Raw genomic sequence first — 19209 nt, forward strand, 5'->3', positions numbered from 1 at the left:
GTTTGACGCTGATGAGCACGCGATGAGTACTCAGCAATGAGCACTGCCCAGCTTTGAACATGGTTCGCGCCTCGACGGGCTCGGACCATAGACAGGAGAGAAGTGGCTAAGGTCCGGGTCTACGAGCTCGCGAAAGAGCTCGGAGTCGAGAGCAAGGTGCTGCTCGAGCACCTGAAGTCAAATGGTGAGTTCGTCCGTTCGGCGAGTTCAACCATCGAGCCTCCCGTAGTACGTAAATTGCGTGAGAATTTCCCCGCTGAGCTGGCTGGCAAGGGAGGCGGTGCTGCACCGCGCCCGGTTCCTGGCCCTCCGCGCCCGATGGCCAAGCCTGGTCCTATGGCCAAGCCCGGTCCGATGGCCAAGCCAAGCGCGCCTGCTGCTCCGGCGAAGCCTGCAGTGCCAGCGCCCGCAGCTCCGGCTGTGCCGGCAGCGCCCTTCGTTTCTGCCCCTGAGGCTCCTTCGGCCCCGGCGGAGGCTCCTACGGCCGCTAAGCCTGCAGCTCCCGGGCCGCGGCCTGGCCCTGCAGTGCCCAAGCCCGGCCCTAAGCCTGTTCCGAAAGCGCCTGCTCCCAAGCAGGGCGGCGGACAGCGTCCCTCTGGCGCAACACCGGGCCCTCGGCCTGGTGGTGGTCGTCAGCAGGGTGGCGCCCGTCCCGGCCCGCGTCCGGGTGCACCCCGCCCGGGGAACAACCCCTTCGCGCCGAGCCAGGGTATGCGCTCCGGTCGGGAGTCGAGCCCTCGTCCGGGGAACAACCCCTTCGCCTCTCGTCAGGGCATGCCTCAGCCGGGGCAGCCTCGTCAGGGCAACTCAGGCACCGGCGGGCCTCGTCCTGGTGGGCCTCGTCCTGGCGCTCCGGCCTCAGGCGGTCCGCGTCCAGGCGCACCGCGTCCTGGTGGAGTACGGCCCAACCCGGGCATGATGCCGGACCGTGCTGCGGTTCCTCGTCCGGGTGAGCGTCCGGCACGTCCTGGCGGCGGTCGTCCCGGTGGCGGCGGCGGTCGTCCTGGTGGCGGTGGCGGCGGCTTCGGCGGTCGTCCCGGTGGCGGTGGCGGTCGTCCCGGTGGTCCTGGTGGACGTGGCGGCACTCAGGGTGCTTTCGGCCGCGGAGGTGGCCGTAACAAGCAGCGCAAGAGCAAACGTGCGAAGCGTCAAGAGTTCGAGCAGATGCAGGCTCCCACCATCGGCGGGGTCAGCGTTCCTCGCGGTGACGGGTCGACCGTCGTCAGGGTTCGCCGTGGCGCTTCGTTGACAGATTTTGCTGACAAGATCAATGCCAACCCGGCGAGCCTGGTCACGGTTCTCTTCCATCTCGGTGAGATGGCGACGGCCACCCAGTCGTTGGACGAGGAGACCTTCAAGATCCTCGGTGAAGAGCTCGGTTACGACATTCAGGTCGTCTCGCCCGAGGACGAAGAGCGTGAGCTCTTCGGGTCCTTCGGTATCGATCTCGACGCGGAGACCGGTGGGGAAGACGACTCGCTGCTCGAACCACGGCCTCCGGTCGTCACGGTCATGGGCCACGTCGACCACGGTAAGACGAAGCTGCTGGACGCGATCCGGCATGCGAACGTCATTGCTACGGAAGCTGGCGGAATCACCCAGCACATCGGTGCCTACCAGATCACGCGTGAGCACGAAGATGTCCGCCGCCCGATCACCTTCATTGACACTCCGGGTCACGAAGCCTTCACCGCGATGCGTGCGCGTGGGGCCAAGGTCACGGATATCGCGATTCTCGTGGTCGCGGCGGATGACGGTGTGATGCCGCAGACCATCGAAGCGCTGAACCATGCCCAGGCCGCAGATGTGCCGATCGTGGTTGCGGTCAACAAGATCGATGTCGAAGGTGCTAACCCGGCGAAGATCCGTCAGCAGCTCACCGAGTACAACCTGATCGCTGAGGAATACGGTGGCGACACGATGTTTGTGGACGTGTCCGCGAAACAGCGTCTCAACATCGATGAGCTGTTGGAAGCAGTGCTGCTGACTGCGGACGCAGCGCTGGACCTGCGGGCTAACCCCGACAAGGACGCCCGAGGTGTGGCGATCGAGGCCAACCTTGACCGCGGACGTGGCGCCACTGCCACTGTCCTGGTCCAGTCCGGTACTTTGTGCGTCGGCGATTCCATTGTCGCTGGTAGCGCGCATGGACGTGTACGGGCCATGTTGGACGAGCACGGAAATCACCTGGATGTGGCGCTTCCGTCGCGTCCGGTGCAGGTGTTGGGTCTGTCGAGCGTGCCTCGGGCAGGTGACACTTTCATCGTGGCCCCGGACGACCGGACCGCGCGCCAGATTGCCGAGAAGCGGGAAGCCGCCGACCGGCAGGCCTCCTTGGCTAAGGCGCGTAAGCGCATCAGCCTTGAGGACCTGAACCAGGCTTTGGCCGCAGGCAAGGTGGAAACACTGAACCTGATCCTTAAGGGCGATGTCTCTGGTTCTGTGGAAGCGCTGGAAGACGCACTGCTCCAGATTGATGTCGGGGACGAGGTCGATCTGCGGATCATTGACCGTGGCGTCGGCGCGATCACGATGAACAACATCAACCTGGCGATGGCCTCCAACGCTGTGATCATCGGATTCAACGTTCGGGCCGAGGGACAGAACGCGGAGTATGCCGAGCGTGAAGGCGTTGAGATCCGGTACTACTCGGTGATTTACCAGGCCATCGAGGAGATCGAGGCCGCGCTCAAGGGCATGCTCAAGCCTGAGTTCGAGGAGCACGAGACCGGGACCGCTGAAATTCGGGAGATCTTCCGCTCGAGCAAGTTCGGCAATATCGCAGGTTCCTTGGTTCGTTCGGGTGAGATTAAGCGTGGCGCGAAGGCACGGATCACCCGTAACGGCGTTGTCGTGGCCGAGAACATCGAGGTGGCAGGCCTGCGGCGCTTCAAGGACGATGTCACCGAGGTCCGAGAGGGCTACGAATGTGGTATCAACTTGGGGTCCTTCAATGATCTGCAGCTTGAGGACCTCATCTCCACTTACGAGATGCGTGAGAAGCCGAGGAGCTGACTCGCACCTCTGTATCGGGATCGTCCGGCGCACATCGGATCGTCGATGTGCGCCGGACGACCGGTGAGGACGTTTTGTGGTTCTCTTGTCGAGAGCTGTCCGTTGAGCTGAGAAACTCAGGTCGTGCAGCATGAACCAATACTGAAGATCCCGGTCTGCGATGCTGGTCATAGCAGACCGGGATACCTGTTTCCTGCCGTTGCCGGCGTAGATCAGGCACTATCGGGTGTCGATCCGTCTCTTCAACGGCCTGAACGAAAGGAGCCCTCTCATGGCAGACCCAGCACGGGCCCGTAAGATCGCCGACCGCATCAAGGTGATCGTCGCGGAGACTTTGGAACATCGCATCAAGGATGAGCGCCTGGGCTTCATTACGGTGACTGATGTTCGGGTCACTGGTGATCTCCAACAGGCCTCGATTTTCTATACGGTATTCGGTAGTGAGCGCGAGCGTGAGGAGACGGCAGCTGCACTGGAAACGAACAAGGGCCGAATCCGCTCAGCTGTGGGTAAAGGGCTCGGGATCAGGCTGACGCCGAGCCTGGAGTTCGTTGCGGACGCGATTCCAGAGGGAGCGGCGCATCTGGACGAGCTCTTGGTAGTGGCGAAGCAACACGATGCCAAGGTGGCCAAAGCGGCAGAAGGTGCTTCTTACGCGGGGGACGCCGATCCTTACAAGAAGCCCGTAGACGAGGACGAGCCCGACTCAGATCTCGGGCAGCACAGTAGCTCCCCTTCTGAGCGGTCCTGAGCATGGCTCGTCCGTCGGACCCGTTGGTCGGCGACGGCCTGTTGCTCGTCGACAAGCCGTCAGGTATGACAAGCCACGATGTGGTTGGACGCTGTCGACGTATCTGTGGCACTCGTCGAGTTGGCCATGCTGGCACCCTCGATCCAATGGCGACCGGCCTCCTGCTGATCGGGGTCAACCGGGCTACTCGCTTGCTCACTTTCCTGGTCGGTTGCGACAAGACCTATGCGGCAACGATCCGGTTGGGGCAGTCGACGGTGACCGATGACGCCGAAGGCGAGTTGACTTCAGCAGTTGAGGTGATGCCTTCACTCGGCGAAGAGGAGCTCGACGCGGCGATCGCCCGGTTGACCGGTTGTATCGATCAGATCCCCAGCGCTGTCAGCGCTATCAAGATCGACGGTGTTCGCTCCTATACCCGCGTGCGGGGTGGCGAACAGGTTGAACTTCCGGCTCGACCGGTGCAGATCCATCGTTTCGAACGAGCAGGCATCAGGCTGGGCGAAGAGATGTGTGTGCTGCCAAATGGGAAGCACACATTGCGTCCGTACTTGGATCTCGATGTCCAGGTGACTGTGTCTTCCGGCACCTATGTGCGTGCGCTGGCCCGTGATCTGGGGGCAGACCTGGGCGTCGGTGGTCACCTCACTTCTTTGCGACGGACCAGAGTGGGTTCTTTTGCGGTCGAGGGTTCTTCGACCCCGGAGGCATTGGAATCGACTCGGGAGCGAGCAGAACCAGGACATTCCGGTTTACCCCTCATCAGCATGGCTGCGGCACTGGACGGCACGATGCCATATCGCGACCTTGATGAGAGGTCCGCAAGGTTGCTCTCTAACGGAGTGCGGATCGAGGCGGAGCGTCCTGGACGGGGCCTGGTCGCAGTTCGTGGCCCTGCTGGAAACCTGATCGCGGTCGTGGACGAAGGTGAAGCGAAGGTCAAGGTTCGGGCGGTCTTCGTCAGCCAGGGGTAAAGGAGTCTGTCACGCCTGTTGAGGGCGACCTTTTTCCTGGCTTATGCCTGTTATCGTCCATTTATGGTCCAAGCGGATATCGACGCATTCTGGGCGCACGCCCGGTTGCGTACGCGTCTGTCAAGGCCTGCTGGGTCATCAGGTGAGATGGCTCTCGGGCCGACACCTCCGGTGGCCTGGGCCTTTGGCGCACGGGAGGCGCCGGAGCAGGCGGACGAACTTCTCGACCTGGTTCTCCGAGGTTTGAAGACAGCGACAGCCTCAGCGCTCTGGGACTACGAGTTCGAGGGTGAGGACTTGCCGCAGGTAGGGCGGTTGGCCATCATCCTTGATGGGGACCAACGGCCTCGAGCTCTCATTCAGACGACCTCTGTCGACATCGTCCCCTTCGACGAAGTCGGGCAGGAGCATGTGACTGCAGAAGCTGAAGGCGACCTCTCGGTAGAGCACTGGCGTGAAGTACATGAGTGGTTCTTCAAGGAGAACCTTTCCACTCCACAAGGGTTCCGTTCGGATATGCCTGTGGTCCTGGAACGATTCACGGTGATCTACCCCACCCCTGGGCAGAGAGCGGTTCCGGAGTCTTCCTGGTGACCTTTGAGAGCCTCTCGCCTGGTGCGATGTTCTCCGGAAGATGGTCTCCGCGTGATCGGGGGACGCAACGAGGGAGCCGGTTCTCCTGCTAGGTCGCTAGAGTGACCACGTGCACCGTTGGAATACCCTCAGTGACCTCCCTGACGACCTATCGGCCTGCGCAGTGACGCTGGGCAATTTCGACGGGGTTCATCGCGGACACCGCGCTGTCGTCGAGCAGTTGGTTACGCAGGCTCGAGTAGCCGGTGTGACGGCAGTCGCAGTGACCTTCGACCCGCATCCGGTGTCGGTATTGCGTCCTGAACAGGCGCCGCCGCTCCTGGGCACACTTGACCAACGCCTGGAACTCCTTGCGGAGCTGGGTCTCGACGCTGTTCTCGTCATGAAGTTCACCAGGGAGCTGGCTACCTGGACACCTGAGGAATTCGTTCAGCGGGTCTTCGTCGAGGCTTTGCACGCTCAGCTCGTGGTCGTCGGGCAGGATACCCGTTTCGGGGTGCGTAACTCAGGGGACGTTGAGACTCTGCGGCAACTGGGGAAGAAGCTGGACTTCGAAGTCACTGTTGTTTCTGACCAGGGTGGTCAGACTCACGCCACAGAAATTGCTCGGTGGTCGTCCTCGCAAGCGCGGAGCTTGGTCGTGGACGGAGACGTGGAGGCTGCGGCAGACGTGCTGGGGCGCCAGCACGAGGTGGCGGGAGCTGTCGTCCACGGTGATCATCGCGGACGTGAGTTGGGATATCCCACTGCGAATCTGTGTGAGGACCCGGACGGACTGGTTCCTGCTGACGGGGTCTATGCCGGGTGGCTGGTGCGGTCGGGCACGGGAGGGGAGCGTCTGCCTGCTGCGATCTCGGTGGGGACGAACCCGACCTTCGACGGAACCCAGAGACGAGTCGAAGCCTATGTCCTGGACCGTACTGATCTCGATCTCTACGGGGAGCGGGTGGGCTTGGAATTCGTCCAGCGACTGCGACCGATGTACCGCTTCGGTGATATCGAAGAACTACTTACGGTGATGGCCGAGGATGTGCGCCGTACCAGGGAACTCCTGGGAGTCGACAACATCCGGGAGTGAGCTCAACTGACTTTGGGCTGGTGCGCTTCGCTCACCTACTCTGGAGACTATGCCTGGAGAGTCCTTTTTCGCGCGTCTCGAGCCACTGCTGACGCGAGTTTCGAAGCCCATCCAGTATGTCGGGGGCGAGCTGAACTCTCAGATCAAAGACTGGAACTGCGGCGGATTCATGGAGGGCTCGGACGGGAGCACTCGGGACCGGACCGTGCGCTGGGCACTGATGTACCCGGATGCGTACGAGGTGGGCCTGCCTAACCAGGGCGTCATGATCCTTTACGAAGTGCTCAACGAGCGACCGGACGCTTTGGCAGAACGGACTTATGCGGTCTGGCCTGATTTGGCGCAGCTGATGCGTGATGCAGGGGTTCCCCAGGTGACTGTGGACGGTCACCGTGCGGTGCACGACTTCGATGTCTTCGGGTTGAGCTTTCCGACAGAACTCAATTACACGAATATGTTGGAAGCTTTGGACCTGGCCAAAATTCCACTGCATGCTGCGGATCGCTCGGACGGTGACCCGATCGTCGTTGTCGGAGGACATGCCAGCTTCAACCCCGAGCCGGTGGCGGATTTCGTCGATGCGGTGATCGTCGGGGATGGAGAGGAAGCCGTCCTACGGGTGACGGACCTCATCGGAGACTGGAAGTCCCAGGGGCGGCCAGGTGGGCGTCATGAGCTGTTGCTGAGGCTTGCCCGCGACGGCGTCGCTTATGTTCCGGGTTTCTACCAGGTGGATTACCTGCCTGATGGGCGCATCAAGCGGGTCGCACCCACCGAATCGGGGATCCCGTGGCGGGTGGCGAAACACACCGTGATGGACCTTGACGAGTGGCCCTATCCGAAGACCCCGTTGGTGCCTTTGGCCGAGACGGTGCATGAGCGGATGAGCGTGGAGATCTTCCGGGGGTGTACACGAGGATGCCGTTTCTGCCAGGCCGGGATGATTACCCGTCCGGTGAGAGAACGATCGATCACCGGTATCGGGGAAATGGTGGAACAGGGTCTGGGGGCTACTGGGTATGAGGAGGTCGGGCTGCTCTCCTTGAGTAGCGCGGACCATTCCGAGATCGCAGAGATGACGAAGGGACTGGCCGATCGTTACGAGGGGACTCATACCGGGTTGTCCTTGCCGAGCACTCGGGTGGACGCTTTCAACATCGATCTCGCTGATGAACTGTCCCGTAACGGCCGGCGTAGCGGATTGACCTTCGCGCCGGAAGGTGGCAGTGAACGTCTGCGGAGGGTCATCAACAAACAGGTCAGTGAGCAGGACCTCATCGATACCGTTGCGGCGGCGTATGCAGCCGGGTGGCGTCAGGTCAAGCTCTACTTCATGTGTGGCTTGCCGACGGAGACCGACGAAGATGTCCTAGGTATTGCGGACCTGGCGGCAAAGGTGATCGACACAGGACGAAAAGTCAGTGGGCGTAAAGATATCCGTTGCACGGTGTCGATCGGTGGTTTTGTCCCGAAAGCGCATACTCCCTTTCAGTGGGCTGGTCAGTTGTCCGCTTCGGCAACCGATGACCGGCTGCGCAGATTGCGGGAGAAGATTCGTACCGACCGCAGGTACGGATCGTCGATCGGTCTGCGCTATCACGATGGTGAACCGGGGACCGTCGAAGGGCTTCTTTCGCGGGGAGACCGCAGGGTGGGTAAGGTCATCGAGGCGGTTTGGCGTGATGGAGGTCGGTTCGACGGGTGGAGCGAGTACTTCTCCTACGAGCGCTGGATGAGGTGTGCCGACGAAGTGTTCTCCGCGCAGCGGGCTGAGAACGGATGGGCGATCGATGTCGACTGGTTCACCACACGGGAACGGGGTGAACTAGAAGTGCTGCCCTGGGACCATATCGACTCTGGCCTCGACAAGGAGTGGCTCTGGGACGACTGGCAGGCCGCTTTGGATGAATCGGAACAACCGGACTGCAGATGGACGCCGTGTTTCGACTGTGGAGTTTGCCCGCAGATGGATACAGACATTCAGATCGGCCCGACTGGTCGCACATTGCTTCCGGTCACGGTACTTACTTCGGGTAAAGCCGCTTTGTTGGGGCGATGAATCCAACCGGAGAAACCAGGGGAGACGAACAGCTCGCCTTGGCCGGTTGATCACCGTTGGGTTCCTGTCCCAGGGGCTTCTGCGAGGACATGGATTCTTGGTGTCGGCAGGCATCGCCGTAACCTTGGTGTCTATGGCTCGTCAGCGTGTTCCTTCTGGTCCTCCGGCTGCACCCCCGGTGCAGCGCCTTCGTCTTCGCTATGCGAAACGTGGGCGGCTGCGTTTCTCCAGTACTCGTGATTTTCAGCGTGCGTTGGAGCGCGCACTGCGTCGAGCTGCCGTTCCTATGGCTTTTTCGTCCGGCTTTCACCCACACCCGCGGATCTCCTATGCCAATGCTGCTCCGACAGGGACGGCCAGCGAGGCCGAGTACGTAGAGATCGCTCTGGCTGAGAGAGTCGATCTTCCCGCAGTACGAGTCGCATTGGACGAAGCGCTACCGCCGGGGTTGGACATCTTGGAGGTTGCCGAGTCGACCGAGTCCTCGCTGGCTGACCTGCTGCAGGCCAGCGCCTGGTTGATGTGTTTCCAGGACCTCACGCCGGAGGAGCTGGCTCTGGTCCGTGCTGAGTTCTTGGGATTGGACGAATCTCCGGTGACCCGGATGTTCAAGACGGGTGAAAAGACTCTGGATCCACGGGCAGCCGTCGTATCCATGACGGTCTGGAATCGTGCTGATGGATGCGCTGCGGACAGCACGATCAGCGGGCTTGACGAAGCGTGTGCCATACTGCGAATGGTCGTACGGCACACCACGCCCGCTGTACGCCCCGATGACATCCTCACTGCGTTGCGCACTTATGCCTCCTTGTCGCCCACATCGACCCCCTTGGTGATCCGACTCGCTCAGGGCCCGCTGATCGAGGGGGAAGTGGCCGATCCACTGGCCGCATCACAGTGACGTCGTCGGCGCCCGCACAGGTGACGCGCTAGCGCGAGCCCGAACGGACGTAGCGATACGACTTCCGTCGATAGCGGTGAACCGCACTACCGACGATCTTCGATCATGCATCGGTGCGATGACGAGGGAGAACGAGATTCCAGGCGTGGCCGTTGTCACACGGTGCAGGAAGGACGCCTCAGATGGCTTCCGAGAACAGCACCCCCGAGCAGGATGCCGACACCCCGGAATCTGCTCCTCGTAAACGCGCTCCCCGTAAGGCTGCGGCGGCTAAGTCGTCGACAAGTTCCTCTCGGGCATCGGCGTCAAAGCCTCGCAAACGCGCGGCCTCCAAGAAGACTGAGGTGCGACAGGAAACTGCCGAAGAACCGGCTGCTGCAGCGCCCGAGACGAACGAAACCGAGGGCGAGCGGCCTCTGGCGCAGGAGAAGGCCGCGACAGCTCCTCGTAAGCGGGCGGCCCGACAGAAGAAGGTCGTAGAGGAGACCGCGGGGTCCGATCCTGCGCAGAGCACCGGCACGAAGGAAGAGGCTAACGCCGGAGAGGGCGAGTCTGCTCCTCAGACGACGCGTGCTCGGCGTGCTCGGAAGAAGACGGCATCACCATCGGTTGGAGTCGATGTCGAGGCTGCGACGTCCGATCCCGAGACTGTGAAGAAAGCCGCTGGCAAGGCCCCTGCCAAGAGTCGGAAACGTTCGAAGAAGGTCGACCATGCCGCTCTCCCCATGCCGGAGGAGGGCCAGGTCTCCGATCTGATGGTGGCTCAGATCTCCGAGGACGAGGCGAATGCCTTGATCGAGGAGGTTCTTTCCTTGGCGGAGGCGGACGCACCAGAGGAAACGGGGAACACCGATCAGTCGCTGACACCCACTTTCGGTGTTCTCTTCCAAGCACCGGAACCGACTGCCGTTGTTGCTCAGACTCGTCGTCGTGGTCCAGCAGAACCCGAGGAAGTAGCTCAGGACCACTCCAGCGTGGACGATGACGTCGACACCGATGTCGATGCCGACTCGAACGCCGAGGACTCACGCGATTCGGAGGAATCCGAGAGCGGACGTCGTCGTCGTCGTCGCGGAGGTAAAGGTCGCCGCCGTGGAAGCGGCTCAGCCGAGGACGGGTCAGCAGCCGACGGCGAGGATGCTCCGGAGGAGGACGACCGGGAGCAGGAAGAACGCTCAGGGTTGCCTGCGGAGGGAGACGGGGACGAGCCTGCCGCCAGCGGACGCCGCCGTACCAGACGGCGCCGTCGGAGCGGGAGCGCCACCGAGGGCGAGGACCCGCCCGGTACTGTGACGAAGGTGCGTGAGCCCCGTCGGGACCGAGACGAGGCCACGGGCATTAAGGGGAGCACCCGGCTGGAGGCCAAGAAGCAGCGCCGCAGGGAAGGGCGCGAAGCTGGTCGGCGGCGGACCATCATTACCGAGGCGGAGTTCCTGGCACGCCGGGAGAGCGTCGAACGGGTGATGGTGGTCCGGCAGCAGGGAGAACGCACTCAGATCGGGGTTCTTGAGGACGGGGTCCTGGTCGAGCATTACGTGAGCAGGGCTGATTCGGCTCAGTCCGGTTCGATGGCCGGCAATGTCTATCTGGGACGGGTGCAGAATGTGCTGCCCAGCATGGAAGCTGCTTTCGTCGACATCGGGCGAGGACGCAATGCGGTGCTCTACGCCGGAGAGGTCAACTGGGACGCGGCGGGTCTGGAAGCACACCGCTCCCGTCGTATTGAAAACGCATTGTCCTCGGGGCAGAGCGTTCTGGTGCAGGTCACCAAGGATCCGATCGGTCACAAGGGGGCCAGGCTCACCAGCCAGATCAGTCTTCCAGGGCGTTACTTGGTGTACGTGCCCCAGGGCAAGATGACCGGAATCAGTCGCAAGCTTCCCGACACCGAGCGAACCCGTCTGAAGAAGATCCTCAAGGAGATCGTTCCCGCAGATGCCGGGGTCATCGTGCGTACCGCAGCTGAGGGTGCGTCGGAAGCCGAGCTGCGGGCAGACGTGGAGCGTCTGGCGAACATCTGGGAAACCATTCAGAAGAAGACGGCCTCAGGACATGCACCCGCGCTGTTGCACGGTGAGGTAGATCTGACGGTACGGGTCATCCGGGACGTCTTCAACGAGGACTTCTCTTCGATGGTGGTCGCTGGGGACAGTGCCTGGTCAACGGTCAATGACTACATCGGATCTGTGGCCCCGGATCTCGCAGGAAAGCTGCGCCGATGGACCGGGGGCAAGGACGTTTTTGCCGAGTTCCGCATCGACGAGCAGCTGGCGAAAGCCATGGACCGTAAGGTCTGGCTGCCCAGCGGAGGATCCTTGGTCATCGATCGCACTGAAGCGATGACGGTCATCGACGTCAACACCGGTAAGTTCGTCGGTGCCGGCGGCAATCTCGAAGAGACGGTCACGAAGAACAACATCGAGGCTGCGGAGGAGATCGTCCGTCAGCTGAGGTTGCGTGACATCGGCGGGATCATTGTCATCGACTTCATCGACATGGTTCTGGAGTCCAATAGGGACCTCGTGGTTCGCCGACTGCTGGAGTGCTTGGGCCGCGACCGTACCAAGCACCAGGTTGCCGAAGTCACCTCGCTGGGATTGGTCCAGATGACCCGGAAACGTGTGGGTGCAGGGCTCATCGAGGTCTTCTCCGAGCCCTGCGAACACTGCAACGGACGCGGGATCATCGTTTCGAACACTCCGGTGGACAAGTCGTCTGCGTCCAGCAGCGGCGGAGGAAACAGCGTTGAGGGCGGACGCCGTCGTCGCGGGAAGGGGAATGCCGCATCGGCGACATCCTCCGCGTCTACCTCGACCGGTACCGATCAGCCGGCCGCCGAGGTCGAGGAGAGTTCCGAGACTGCGGCATCGGACCGGACGGTTGCGTCTAGCCCTACACCGGCGCAGATCGCGGCAGTGGCTTATGCGGCGCTTCATCAGGAGCCACCTGCAGAGGGGGAGCCCGCTTCTCCGATGACGGAGCCGGTGAAGACAAGTGCGGTGAAGACAGGGGCGGTGAAGAGACGGAGTGAGCGTGTCGTCGAGGAGCCGACGGACACAGCAGCCGAGGAATCTGTGAAGGTCTCGCCGGTGAAGAGCAATCGGGTTCGTCGAGGAGCTAGTCGCCCGGTTGCAACGCCGGAGCCGAGCACGCCGAAAGCACTGCTTGCTTTGCCCGATGCTCCTGCTGAGAGCTCTCTTGGAGCTGGGGGTGGGGCTACCGGTTCGGCGGCCGCCAGCGAGCTTGTCCCGGTGGCGGAGACAACAGCGCGTAAACCTCGTCGGCGTCGGGCGCGTGCGGTGGCTCCTGCGGGGCCGCCCAAGCACACCCGTTCGGACGAGGTCGACACGGCTTCAAAGTAAGAGAGATGTAATTTGGGCAGACTTGCTGCCTTCACGTAGACTTGTCAGTCGGTGCGCCCACCGTGACCCGTGTTGACGGGCCGGTTCGAAGAGGTCGCCGAATCACTGCAGAAGCAAGGAGAGTGGGTTCAACGTGTACGCGATTGTTCGCGCCGGAGGCCGCCAGGAGAAGGTGTCCGTAGGCGACGTCCTCATCGTCGACAAGGTCAACGCGGAGCCCGGTACGTCCGTGGACCTCACTCCGCTGATGCTGGTGGACGGCGCCGATGTCACCACCGAGGCAGAGAAGCTTGCGAAGGTGAAGGTCAAGGCTGAGGTCGTGAAAGCGACCAAGGGTCCCAAGATCACGATCCTCAAGTACAAGAACAAGACCGGTTACCGCAAGCGTCAGGGTCACCGTCAGCCGACGACCCAGATCAAGGTCACTGCGATCGAAGCCTGAGTGCTTCTTCGTATTAGTTCGAGCCTCTACGAGCAGCAAAGGTAGACACTGACATGGCACACAAGAAGGGTGCGTCGTCGTCGAGGAACGGCCGCGACTCCAACCCCCAGTACCTCGGCGTGAAGCGTTTCGGGGGTCAGGTCGTCAACGCAGGCGAAATCCTGGTCCGTCAGCGCGGCACCCACTTCCACCCCGGCGAGAACGTCGGCCGTGGCGGCGACGACACTCTGTTCGCACTCGCCGCTGGTGCGGTGAAGTTCGGCACCAAGCGTGGCCGTAAGACGGTCAACATCGTCCCCGCGACCCAGGCCTGACGAGCACACGTTCTTCACCTGCACATCGCACGACGTATACGTGAGGGGTGGGCTTCGGCCCACCCCTCACGTGCATCTATCAGGACCCATCGTTCGGGTACAGCCGACAGGCGGCAGACCGTACGGCCCAATGAACACCAGATACTGAGAGGCATCTCATGGCTGCAACCTTCGTCGACCGAGTAGCCCTGAACGTGGCGGCTGGTAAAGGCGGCCACGGATGCGCCTCTGTCCATCGTGAGAAGTTCAAGCCCTTGGGCGGGCCAGACGGCGGTAACGGCGGTCACGGCGGTGATGTCGTAATCCGGGTCGATGCCCAGGTGACCACTCTTCTGGACTATCACCACAGCCCGCATCGCCAGGCAGCCCACGGCAAACCTGGCGAGGGAGAAGAACGTAATGGAGGCCAGGGAGCCGACCTGGTGCTCCCCGTTCCGGACGGTACGGTGGTCAAGGACTCCGACGGGCGGATTCTCGCCGATCTGGTCGGGTTGGGCAGCGAATACGTAGTAGCCCGAGGCGGTCGCGGCGGGCTGGGTAACAAAGCTCTGGCGAGTCCCCGACGTAAAGCCCCAGGGTTCGCGCTGCTCGGTGAACCAGGCGAACAGCGCGACATCGTTCTGGAGCTGAAGACGCTTGCGGACGTCGCGCTGATCGGTTTTCCCAGCGCAGGGAAGTCATCCCTCGTCTCCGTGATTTCGGCCGCACGGCCCAAGATCGCGGATTACCCCTTCACGACCTTGGTCCCGAACCTGGGGGTGGTGACTGCTGGTGATGCGCGCTATACCGTGGCTGACGTCCCGGGGCTGATTCCTGGAGCACACCAGGGTAAGGGCCTGGGGCTGGAGTTCCTACGTCACGTCGAGCGCTGCTCCGTACTCGTGCACGTCGTGGACTGCGCCACTCTCGAGCCAGGTCGTGATCCGTTGACCGATCTGGACGTCATCGAACACGAGTTGCGTCAGTACGTGGCCGACGAGTCCCTGGGCGGGCGCCCGCTGTCCGAACGCACTCGCATCGTGGTGCTCAACAAGGCAGACGTTCCTGAGGCCCGTGAACTGGCCGAGATGGTCCGTCCTGATCTTGAAGAACGCGGGCTCGAGGTACACATCGTCTCCGCTGTTGCCCGCACCGGGTTGAAAGAGCTCGGGTTCGCCTTGGCCCGTCATGTCGCCCAGGCGCGAGCTGAGCAGGCAGCACAAGCCGAGGCCGCTCCCCGCCAGCGGGTTGTGGTGCGACCGGTGGCCGTCGACGACGAGGGCTTCACCGTGAACCAGATCGAGACCGAGGACGGTCCTGCCTTCCAGGTCTTGGGAGAGCGTCCGTCCCGATGGGTGCGGCAGACTGATTTCACGAACGATGAGGCGGTTGGCTATCTGGCCGACCGACTGGCGAGGGCCGGAGTCGAGGAAGCCTTGTTCGCGGCCGGTGCGGTTGCTGGATCGACGGTGCTGATCGGGCCGGAGGACAACGCCGTGGTCTTCGATTGGGAGCCGACCATGTCTGCTGGGGCGGAGCTGCTTGGGCGACGTGGGACCGATCTGCGCCTCGAAGACCACCACCGTCCGACTCGAGGTCAGAAGCGTGAGGACTATGACTCCCGTCGGGCTGCCAAACGAGCAGCACGGGAGGAACTCGAGGCAGAACGTGCAGCAGGGTGGTGGACCTCGTCTTCGGACGACCACTGACCTCGGTACGGGTTATCGCCTCAGGGGTTGTGAGGAAGGCGTAGGGCTCAGAAGGTCATTGCTTTCTCCAGTTTCTCCGGACTTGTCATGGGATTGGCTGCTTCTCTTGTCAACCGGTCGACGCTCTGCCTACGGTGGCTGGAAGGTGCTGACCGGGGATTCAGGTCAGAGAGACCTGACGTAGTAGACCGACGGTATGCGCTCATCTCCTGCTTTGTGTTGACGATGGGTCGGTCAGGAGCACGGTCGGCCCTTCTCTCGGTCAGGAGGATGTATGCCTGCGATGGAAGCGGGGCCGTCCTCGGTCCGGAGGACGGAGGACATCTGCCGGGACGCAGCTGAAAAGGACACCGCCCTCGGTGGGGAAACGGATGCGGCGAAGTCCACGGCTGTGGCCAACTGGCGGAGTGTGCTCACGGAAGACCGCGTGGGACGTGCCCGGAAGATCTTCGGTAGCGATCTCGATTATTTGACCGATACCGATCGACAACTTATCCACGCTGTCACCGGTGAGGTGATCTGGCAAGGCCAGGAACCGCACGAACGCCCGCTGAGCGCCTTCGCCATGCAGATCGCCGTGGACCGCCGAACTCGCGCTCTGGCCGAGGGGGAAGAGATCTCACAGTCCTATCTGCAACGCACGTGCGACAGGTTGGCCGCCTTGGGTGTTCCAGCCAACCCCTTCCAAGGAGTCAACCTACGCAAGGCGAAGGATTATCTGGCTTCACGGAGTGAGGTTCCACGGTCTGGCTGAACGAGCAGATTCTTTTCGCTGCCGGCCTTCTGCCGGTTACGCTGCGTCCATGTCCGTGCAGGTGAACGACCCCAGAGCGGTCCGACAACAGATCTCGACGGCGTCACGACTGGTGGTGAAAGTCGGCTCGTCGTCCTTGACGACGGCTGAGGGGATTCTGGACGGAGGACGTCTACGGACTCTTGCCGATGCTCTGGCAGAACGCAGGCTGTCCGGACACCAGGTTGTTCTGGTCTCCTCTGGAGCTATCGCTGCGGGGATCGTCCCCCTAGGGCTGACTCAGCGTCCTCGAGACCTGGCCACTCAGCAGGCTGCCGCGAGCGTCGGACAGGGAGCCCTGATCGCGGCGTATACGGCTGCCTTCGGGGCACACAGGTTGACCGTCGGACAGGTCCTGCTCGCCGCTAGCGATCTGAACCGCAGCGATCACTACGTCAATGCGCGGCGAGCGATCATTCGCTTGCTGCGCCTAGGAGTTCTTCCGGTCGTCAACGAGAACGACACCGTGGCTACCGACGAGATCCGTTTCGGGGACAACGATCGTCTGGCTGCCTTGGTAGCTCACCTGATCGGAGCCGAAGCACTGGTTCTGCTGACCGATACCGACGCCCTTTACGACGGTCCGCCGCAGGAGCCGGGGAGTCATCGCATTTCCTCGGTCTCCGGAGACAAGGACCTGGTGGGGGTCCGTATCGGTGGTAGTGGAAGCTCTGTGGGCACCGGCGGCATGGTGACGAAGATCGAGGCTGCGAGGACCGCCACGGGCGCGGGGATACCGACGCTGCTGGCCGGAGCTGGCCAGGTGACCGAGGCCTTGCGAGGGGATGATTTGGGAACGCTGTTCCTTCCTAGAGGTGAGAGGCCCACATCGAAACGTCTGTGGCTGGCCCATGCCAGTGAGCCTGAGGGAAGGCTGGTCTTGGACGACGGAGCGGTGAATGCCTTGCGGGCCGGGCGGGCTTCGCTTCTACCTGCCGGGATTGTCGCAGTCGAGGGAGCCTTTGCGCAGGGGGCTCCGGTGGAACTGGTGGATCGGAGCAAGGTGCCTGTTGCTCGGGGGCTCGTGGCTTTTTCCAGTGATGAACTGCCTCGGCTGTTGGGCAGGAGTACCCGGTGGCTGGGCGAGGTCCTTGGTCCTCAATACGCCCGTGACGTCGTGAACCGCGATTATCTGGTGCTGGTGTGAACCATCCCTACTACTAGCCCGGAGAGCTTGGGCAGGAAAGGATCTGGGGGAGCCGGTCGAAAGGCTGTCCACAAGCGTTCCCGTCTCCGCACGGCGGCTGATCGAGCTCTCCTGGCGGGGTGGATTCGCTCCGCTCGAGTGAGCTATGTACCGTCGGCCCCATGCGCTATCAGATCACGCGCGCTCACCTCCGCGATTTGTCCCGCGTCAAGCCTTTGTGGAAGGCGATGCTGAGCCGCTATGTCGATGTCATCGGGCCGACCTGTCCGGTCCGGAATCCGGGCGAGGCCTGGGCCCGGCGCCATGAGGAGTACCTGACCTGGCTTAACGACGGAGCTGGGGTGGTCTACCTGGCTACTGATAGCGAGGACTCGGACCGGGTTGTGGGCTATGCCGCGCTGCATTTCCGAGTCTCCGGATCAGCTTTCGACATGGGAGAGCGCTTCGGGGAACTGGAGTCCCTTGCGGTCAGCGAGGAAGTACGTGGTCAGGGCCTGGGAAGCCGGCTGCTGGAGGCTTGCAGGCTGGAATTGCATCGACGGGAGATCCGTTATTGGTCGCTGGACACTTTGGCAGCGAACGAGAACGCCCGTCGCATGTACGAGCGTGCGGGTTTCGAGCCGTTCATGCTGCGGATGATTCGACTGGTCGAGGACACCTCCGGCGTTCCTGCGGCTTCTGACCCTCCGACCGCCCCACTTGTCATGCCGACCGATCAAGTCGGCGTTCCCGGGTCGGCAGGTGATCGCAGCGCTGCTGCGGGGTGGCGTTCCGAGCAGGAGGCTAAGGGCGACAGCGAGGTTGAGGGTAGCGCGGCACCTGCCGTGTCATTGTCTGTGCAGGAGGCCGGGATGAGAGCCCGGGCAGCTGCTCGGGAAATGGCTGTGGTGACGACGGCGCAGAAGAACCGAGCTCTGCGTTTGATCGCTGATGCGCTGGAAACGGAGTCGGAGTCGCTGCTGGCAGCGAATGCGAAGGATGTCCGCCGGGCTGAGGAGGAGGGACGCCCGGAGAGCCTGATCGATCGGTTGAAGCTCGATCAAGGTCGGCTGAGTGAGATTGCGGATGCTGTCCGCCAGATCGCGGAGCTGGCTGATCCGGTGGGTGAGATCGTGCGGGGATCGACCCGTCCGAACGGCCTGCAGGTCCGTGAGCAACGGGTGCCTTTCGGTGTGGTCGGCATGATCTTCGAAGCTCGTCCGAATGTGACTGTCGATGCGGCTGCGCTTTGTCTCAAGAGCGGAAATGCTGTGGTTCTTCGCGGAAGTTCTAGTGCAGTAGAGAGCAACCGGGCGCTGTCAGGGGTCATGCGGGCAGCCCTTGAACGGACTGATATCCCGGCCGATGCCGTTCGACTACTCGACGGGGACCGTGCCGAGGCAGCCTCTTTGATGAGGGCCAGAGGGCTGATCGACGTGATCGTTCCTCGAGGTGGCGCGGAGTTGATCCGCGCTGTGGTCGAGGAGTCAAGTGTCCCGGTCATCGAGACAGGTAGCGGAAATGTGCACCTCTACGTTGATGCTGCGGCGGATCTGGCCAAAGCGCTCGACATCTTGATGAACGCGAAGACCCAGCGTCCGAGCGTGTGCAATGCGGTGGAGACCTTGCTCGTGCACGAGTCGGTCGCCGAGGACTTGATGGATGCGGCATTGCCTGCTTTGCATTCGGCCGGAGTCGTGGTCCATGGAGATCTCGCAGTGTGTGAGGCGGGATCTCGTGCGGGGGTTCCCGTGCAGGAAGTAACCCATGAGGATTGGGCGACCGAGTATCACGGCCTGGAGATTGCCGTAGGCGTCGTCGACTCGATTGATACTGCGATGAAACATGTGGCGAAGTACTCCACCGGCCACACCGAGGCGATCATCACCGAGGATCGAGGCGCGGCACGTCAGTGGACGAAGGGCGTGGACGCCGCCGTGGTGATGGTGAACACCTCGACTCGTTTCACCGACGGCGGTGAATTCGGCTTCGGCGCCGAGATCGGCATCAGCACTCAGAAGATGCATGCCCGGGGGCCGTTGGGTCTACGGGAGCTGACCAGCACTAAGTGGATCGTCGAGGGAGACGGACAGATCCGCGGTTGAGCAAGCT

At 62.5% G+C, this 19209-nt stretch carries 14 protein-coding genes; all 14 read left to right on the forward strand.

From position 1 onward, the window contains the following. The first annotated feature begins 102 nt into the window (after positions 1 to 102). The 14 genes from infB to DX923_RS16620 all read left to right on the forward strand — a co-directional run bounded on the left by infB (position 103) and on the right by DX923_RS16620 (position 19202). Entirely contained in the window at positions 103 to 3015 is a 2913-nt protein-coding gene (gene infB / locus DX923_RS04790; protein WP_116113082.1) for a translation initiation factor IF-2, read from the forward strand. Between the two features lie 271 nt (positions 3016 to 3286). Further along, positions 3287 to 3766 carry a 30S ribosome-binding factor RbfA gene (gene rbfA, locus DX923_RS04795; RefSeq protein WP_116113084.1) on the forward strand — a complete coding sequence of 160 codons (480 nt, stop codon included), beginning with the start codon at positions 3287 to 3289 and terminating at the stop codon, positions 3764 to 3766. Positions 3767 to 3768: 2 nt separating this feature from the next. Then, entirely contained in the window at positions 3769 to 4740 is a 972-nt protein-coding gene (gene truB, locus DX923_RS04800; protein ID WP_116113086.1) for a tRNA pseudouridine(55) synthase TruB, read from the forward strand. A 147-nt stretch (positions 4741 to 4887) separates the two neighbouring features. Beyond that, positions 4888 to 5334, forward strand: a complete 447-nt coding sequence (locus DX923_RS04805; protein ID WP_116113087.1) for an ASCH domain-containing protein — start codon at positions 4888 to 4890, stop codon at positions 5332 to 5334. Between the two features lie 109 nt (positions 5335 to 5443). Beyond that, positions 5444 to 6412 (forward strand): bifunctional riboflavin kinase/FAD synthetase, encoded by a 969-nt coding sequence (locus DX923_RS04810; RefSeq protein WP_116113088.1) that lies wholly within the window; start codon positions 5444 to 5446, stop codon positions 6410 to 6412. Between the two features lie 49 nt (positions 6413 to 6461). Further along, the gene (locus DX923_RS04815; RefSeq protein ID WP_116113090.1) at positions 6462 to 8471 is read left to right on the forward strand and encodes a TIGR03960 family B12-binding radical SAM protein; all 2010 of its coding nucleotides are present in this window, start codon (positions 6462 to 6464) and stop codon (positions 8469 to 8471) included. A gap of 133 nt (positions 8472 to 8604) precedes the next feature. Continuing rightward, positions 8605 to 9372, forward strand: coding sequence for a TIGR03936 family radical SAM-associated protein (locus DX923_RS04820; protein WP_116116162.1), 768 nt, complete (start codon positions 8605 to 8607; stop codon positions 9370 to 9372). A 182-nt stretch (positions 9373 to 9554) separates the two neighbouring features. Next, positions 9555 to 12734 (forward strand): Rne/Rng family ribonuclease, encoded by a 3180-nt coding sequence (locus DX923_RS04825; protein WP_116113092.1) that lies wholly within the window; start codon positions 9555 to 9557, stop codon positions 12732 to 12734. A 133-nt stretch (positions 12735 to 12867) separates the two neighbouring features. Continuing rightward, on the forward strand, positions 12868 to 13176 hold the full coding sequence (rplU, locus tag DX923_RS04830; protein ID WP_006501252.1) for a 50S ribosomal protein L21: 309 nt from the start codon (positions 12868 to 12870) through the stop codon (positions 13174 to 13176). A gap of 53 nt (positions 13177 to 13229) precedes the next feature. Continuing rightward, positions 13230 to 13490 carry a 50S ribosomal protein L27 gene (rpmA, locus tag DX923_RS04835; protein ID WP_006501251.1) on the forward strand — a complete coding sequence of 87 codons (261 nt, stop codon included), beginning with the start codon at positions 13230 to 13232 and terminating at the stop codon, positions 13488 to 13490. A 158-nt stretch (positions 13491 to 13648) separates the two neighbouring features. Continuing rightward, positions 13649 to 15178 (forward strand): GTPase ObgE, encoded by a 1530-nt coding sequence (gene obgE / locus DX923_RS04840; RefSeq protein ID WP_116113094.1) that lies wholly within the window; start codon positions 13649 to 13651, stop codon positions 15176 to 15178. Positions 15179 to 15452: 274 nt separating this feature from the next. Then, on the forward strand, positions 15453 to 15932 hold the full coding sequence (locus DX923_RS04845; protein ID WP_116113095.1) for a hypothetical protein: 480 nt from the start codon (positions 15453 to 15455) through the stop codon (positions 15930 to 15932). A 49-nt stretch (positions 15933 to 15981) separates the two neighbouring features. Beyond that, a complete protein-coding gene (gene proB, locus DX923_RS04850; RefSeq protein WP_116116163.1) occupies positions 15982 to 17118 on the forward strand; it encodes a glutamate 5-kinase in 1137 nt (378 codons plus the stop codon). 161 nt (positions 17119 to 17279) lie between these two features. Next, the gene (locus DX923_RS16620; RefSeq protein ID WP_116113097.1) at positions 17280 to 19202 is read left to right on the forward strand and encodes a glutamate-5-semialdehyde dehydrogenase; all 1923 of its coding nucleotides are present in this window, start codon (positions 17280 to 17282) and stop codon (positions 19200 to 19202) included. Positions 19203 to 19209 lie beyond the last annotated feature (7 nt).

This window comes from Austwickia chelonae (assembly GCF_003391095.1).
In the GTDB taxonomy this organism is placed as follows: Bacteria; Actinomycetota; Actinomycetes; order Actinomycetales; family Dermatophilaceae; genus Austwickia; species Austwickia chelonae_A.

Bases quoted from the DNA above. Each gene is read 5' to 3' on its own strand.
- rbfA (WP_116113084.1), top strand. From the start codon at position 3,287: ATGGCAGACCCAGCACGGGCCCGTAAGATCGCCGACCGCATCAAGGTG.
- truB (WP_116113086.1), top strand. From the start codon at position 3,769: ATGGCTCGTCCGTCGGACCCGTTGGTCGGCGACGGCCTGTTGCTCGTC.
- DX923_RS04805 (WP_116113087.1), top strand. From the start codon at position 4,888: ATGGCTCTCGGGCCGACACCTCCGGTGGCCTGGGCCTTTGGCGCACGG.
- DX923_RS04815 (WP_116113090.1), top strand. From the start codon at position 6,462: ATGCCTGGAGAGTCCTTTTTCGCGCGTCTCGAGCCACTGCTGACGCGA.
- DX923_RS04820 (WP_116116162.1), top strand. From the start codon at position 8,605: ATGGCTCGTCAGCGTGTTCCTTCTGGTCCTCCGGCTGCACCCCCGGTG.
- DX923_RS04825 (WP_116113092.1), top strand. From the start codon at position 9,555: ATGGCTTCCGAGAACAGCACCCCCGAGCAGGATGCCGACACCCCGGAA.
- rpmA (WP_006501251.1), top strand. From the start codon at position 13,230: ATGGCACACAAGAAGGGTGCGTCGTCGTCGAGGAACGGCCGCGACTCC.
- obgE (WP_116113094.1), top strand. From the start codon at position 13,649: ATGGCTGCAACCTTCGTCGACCGAGTAGCCCTGAACGTGGCGGCTGGT.
- DX923_RS04845 (WP_116113095.1), top strand. From the start codon at position 15,453: ATGCCTGCGATGGAAGCGGGGCCGTCCTCGGTCCGGAGGACGGAGGAC.
- proB (WP_116116163.1), top strand. From the start codon at position 15,982: ATGTCCGTGCAGGTGAACGACCCCAGAGCGGTCCGACAACAGATCTCG.
- DX923_RS16620 (WP_116113097.1), top strand. From the start codon at position 17,280: ATGCGCTATCAGATCACGCGCGCTCACCTCCGCGATTTGTCCCGCGTC.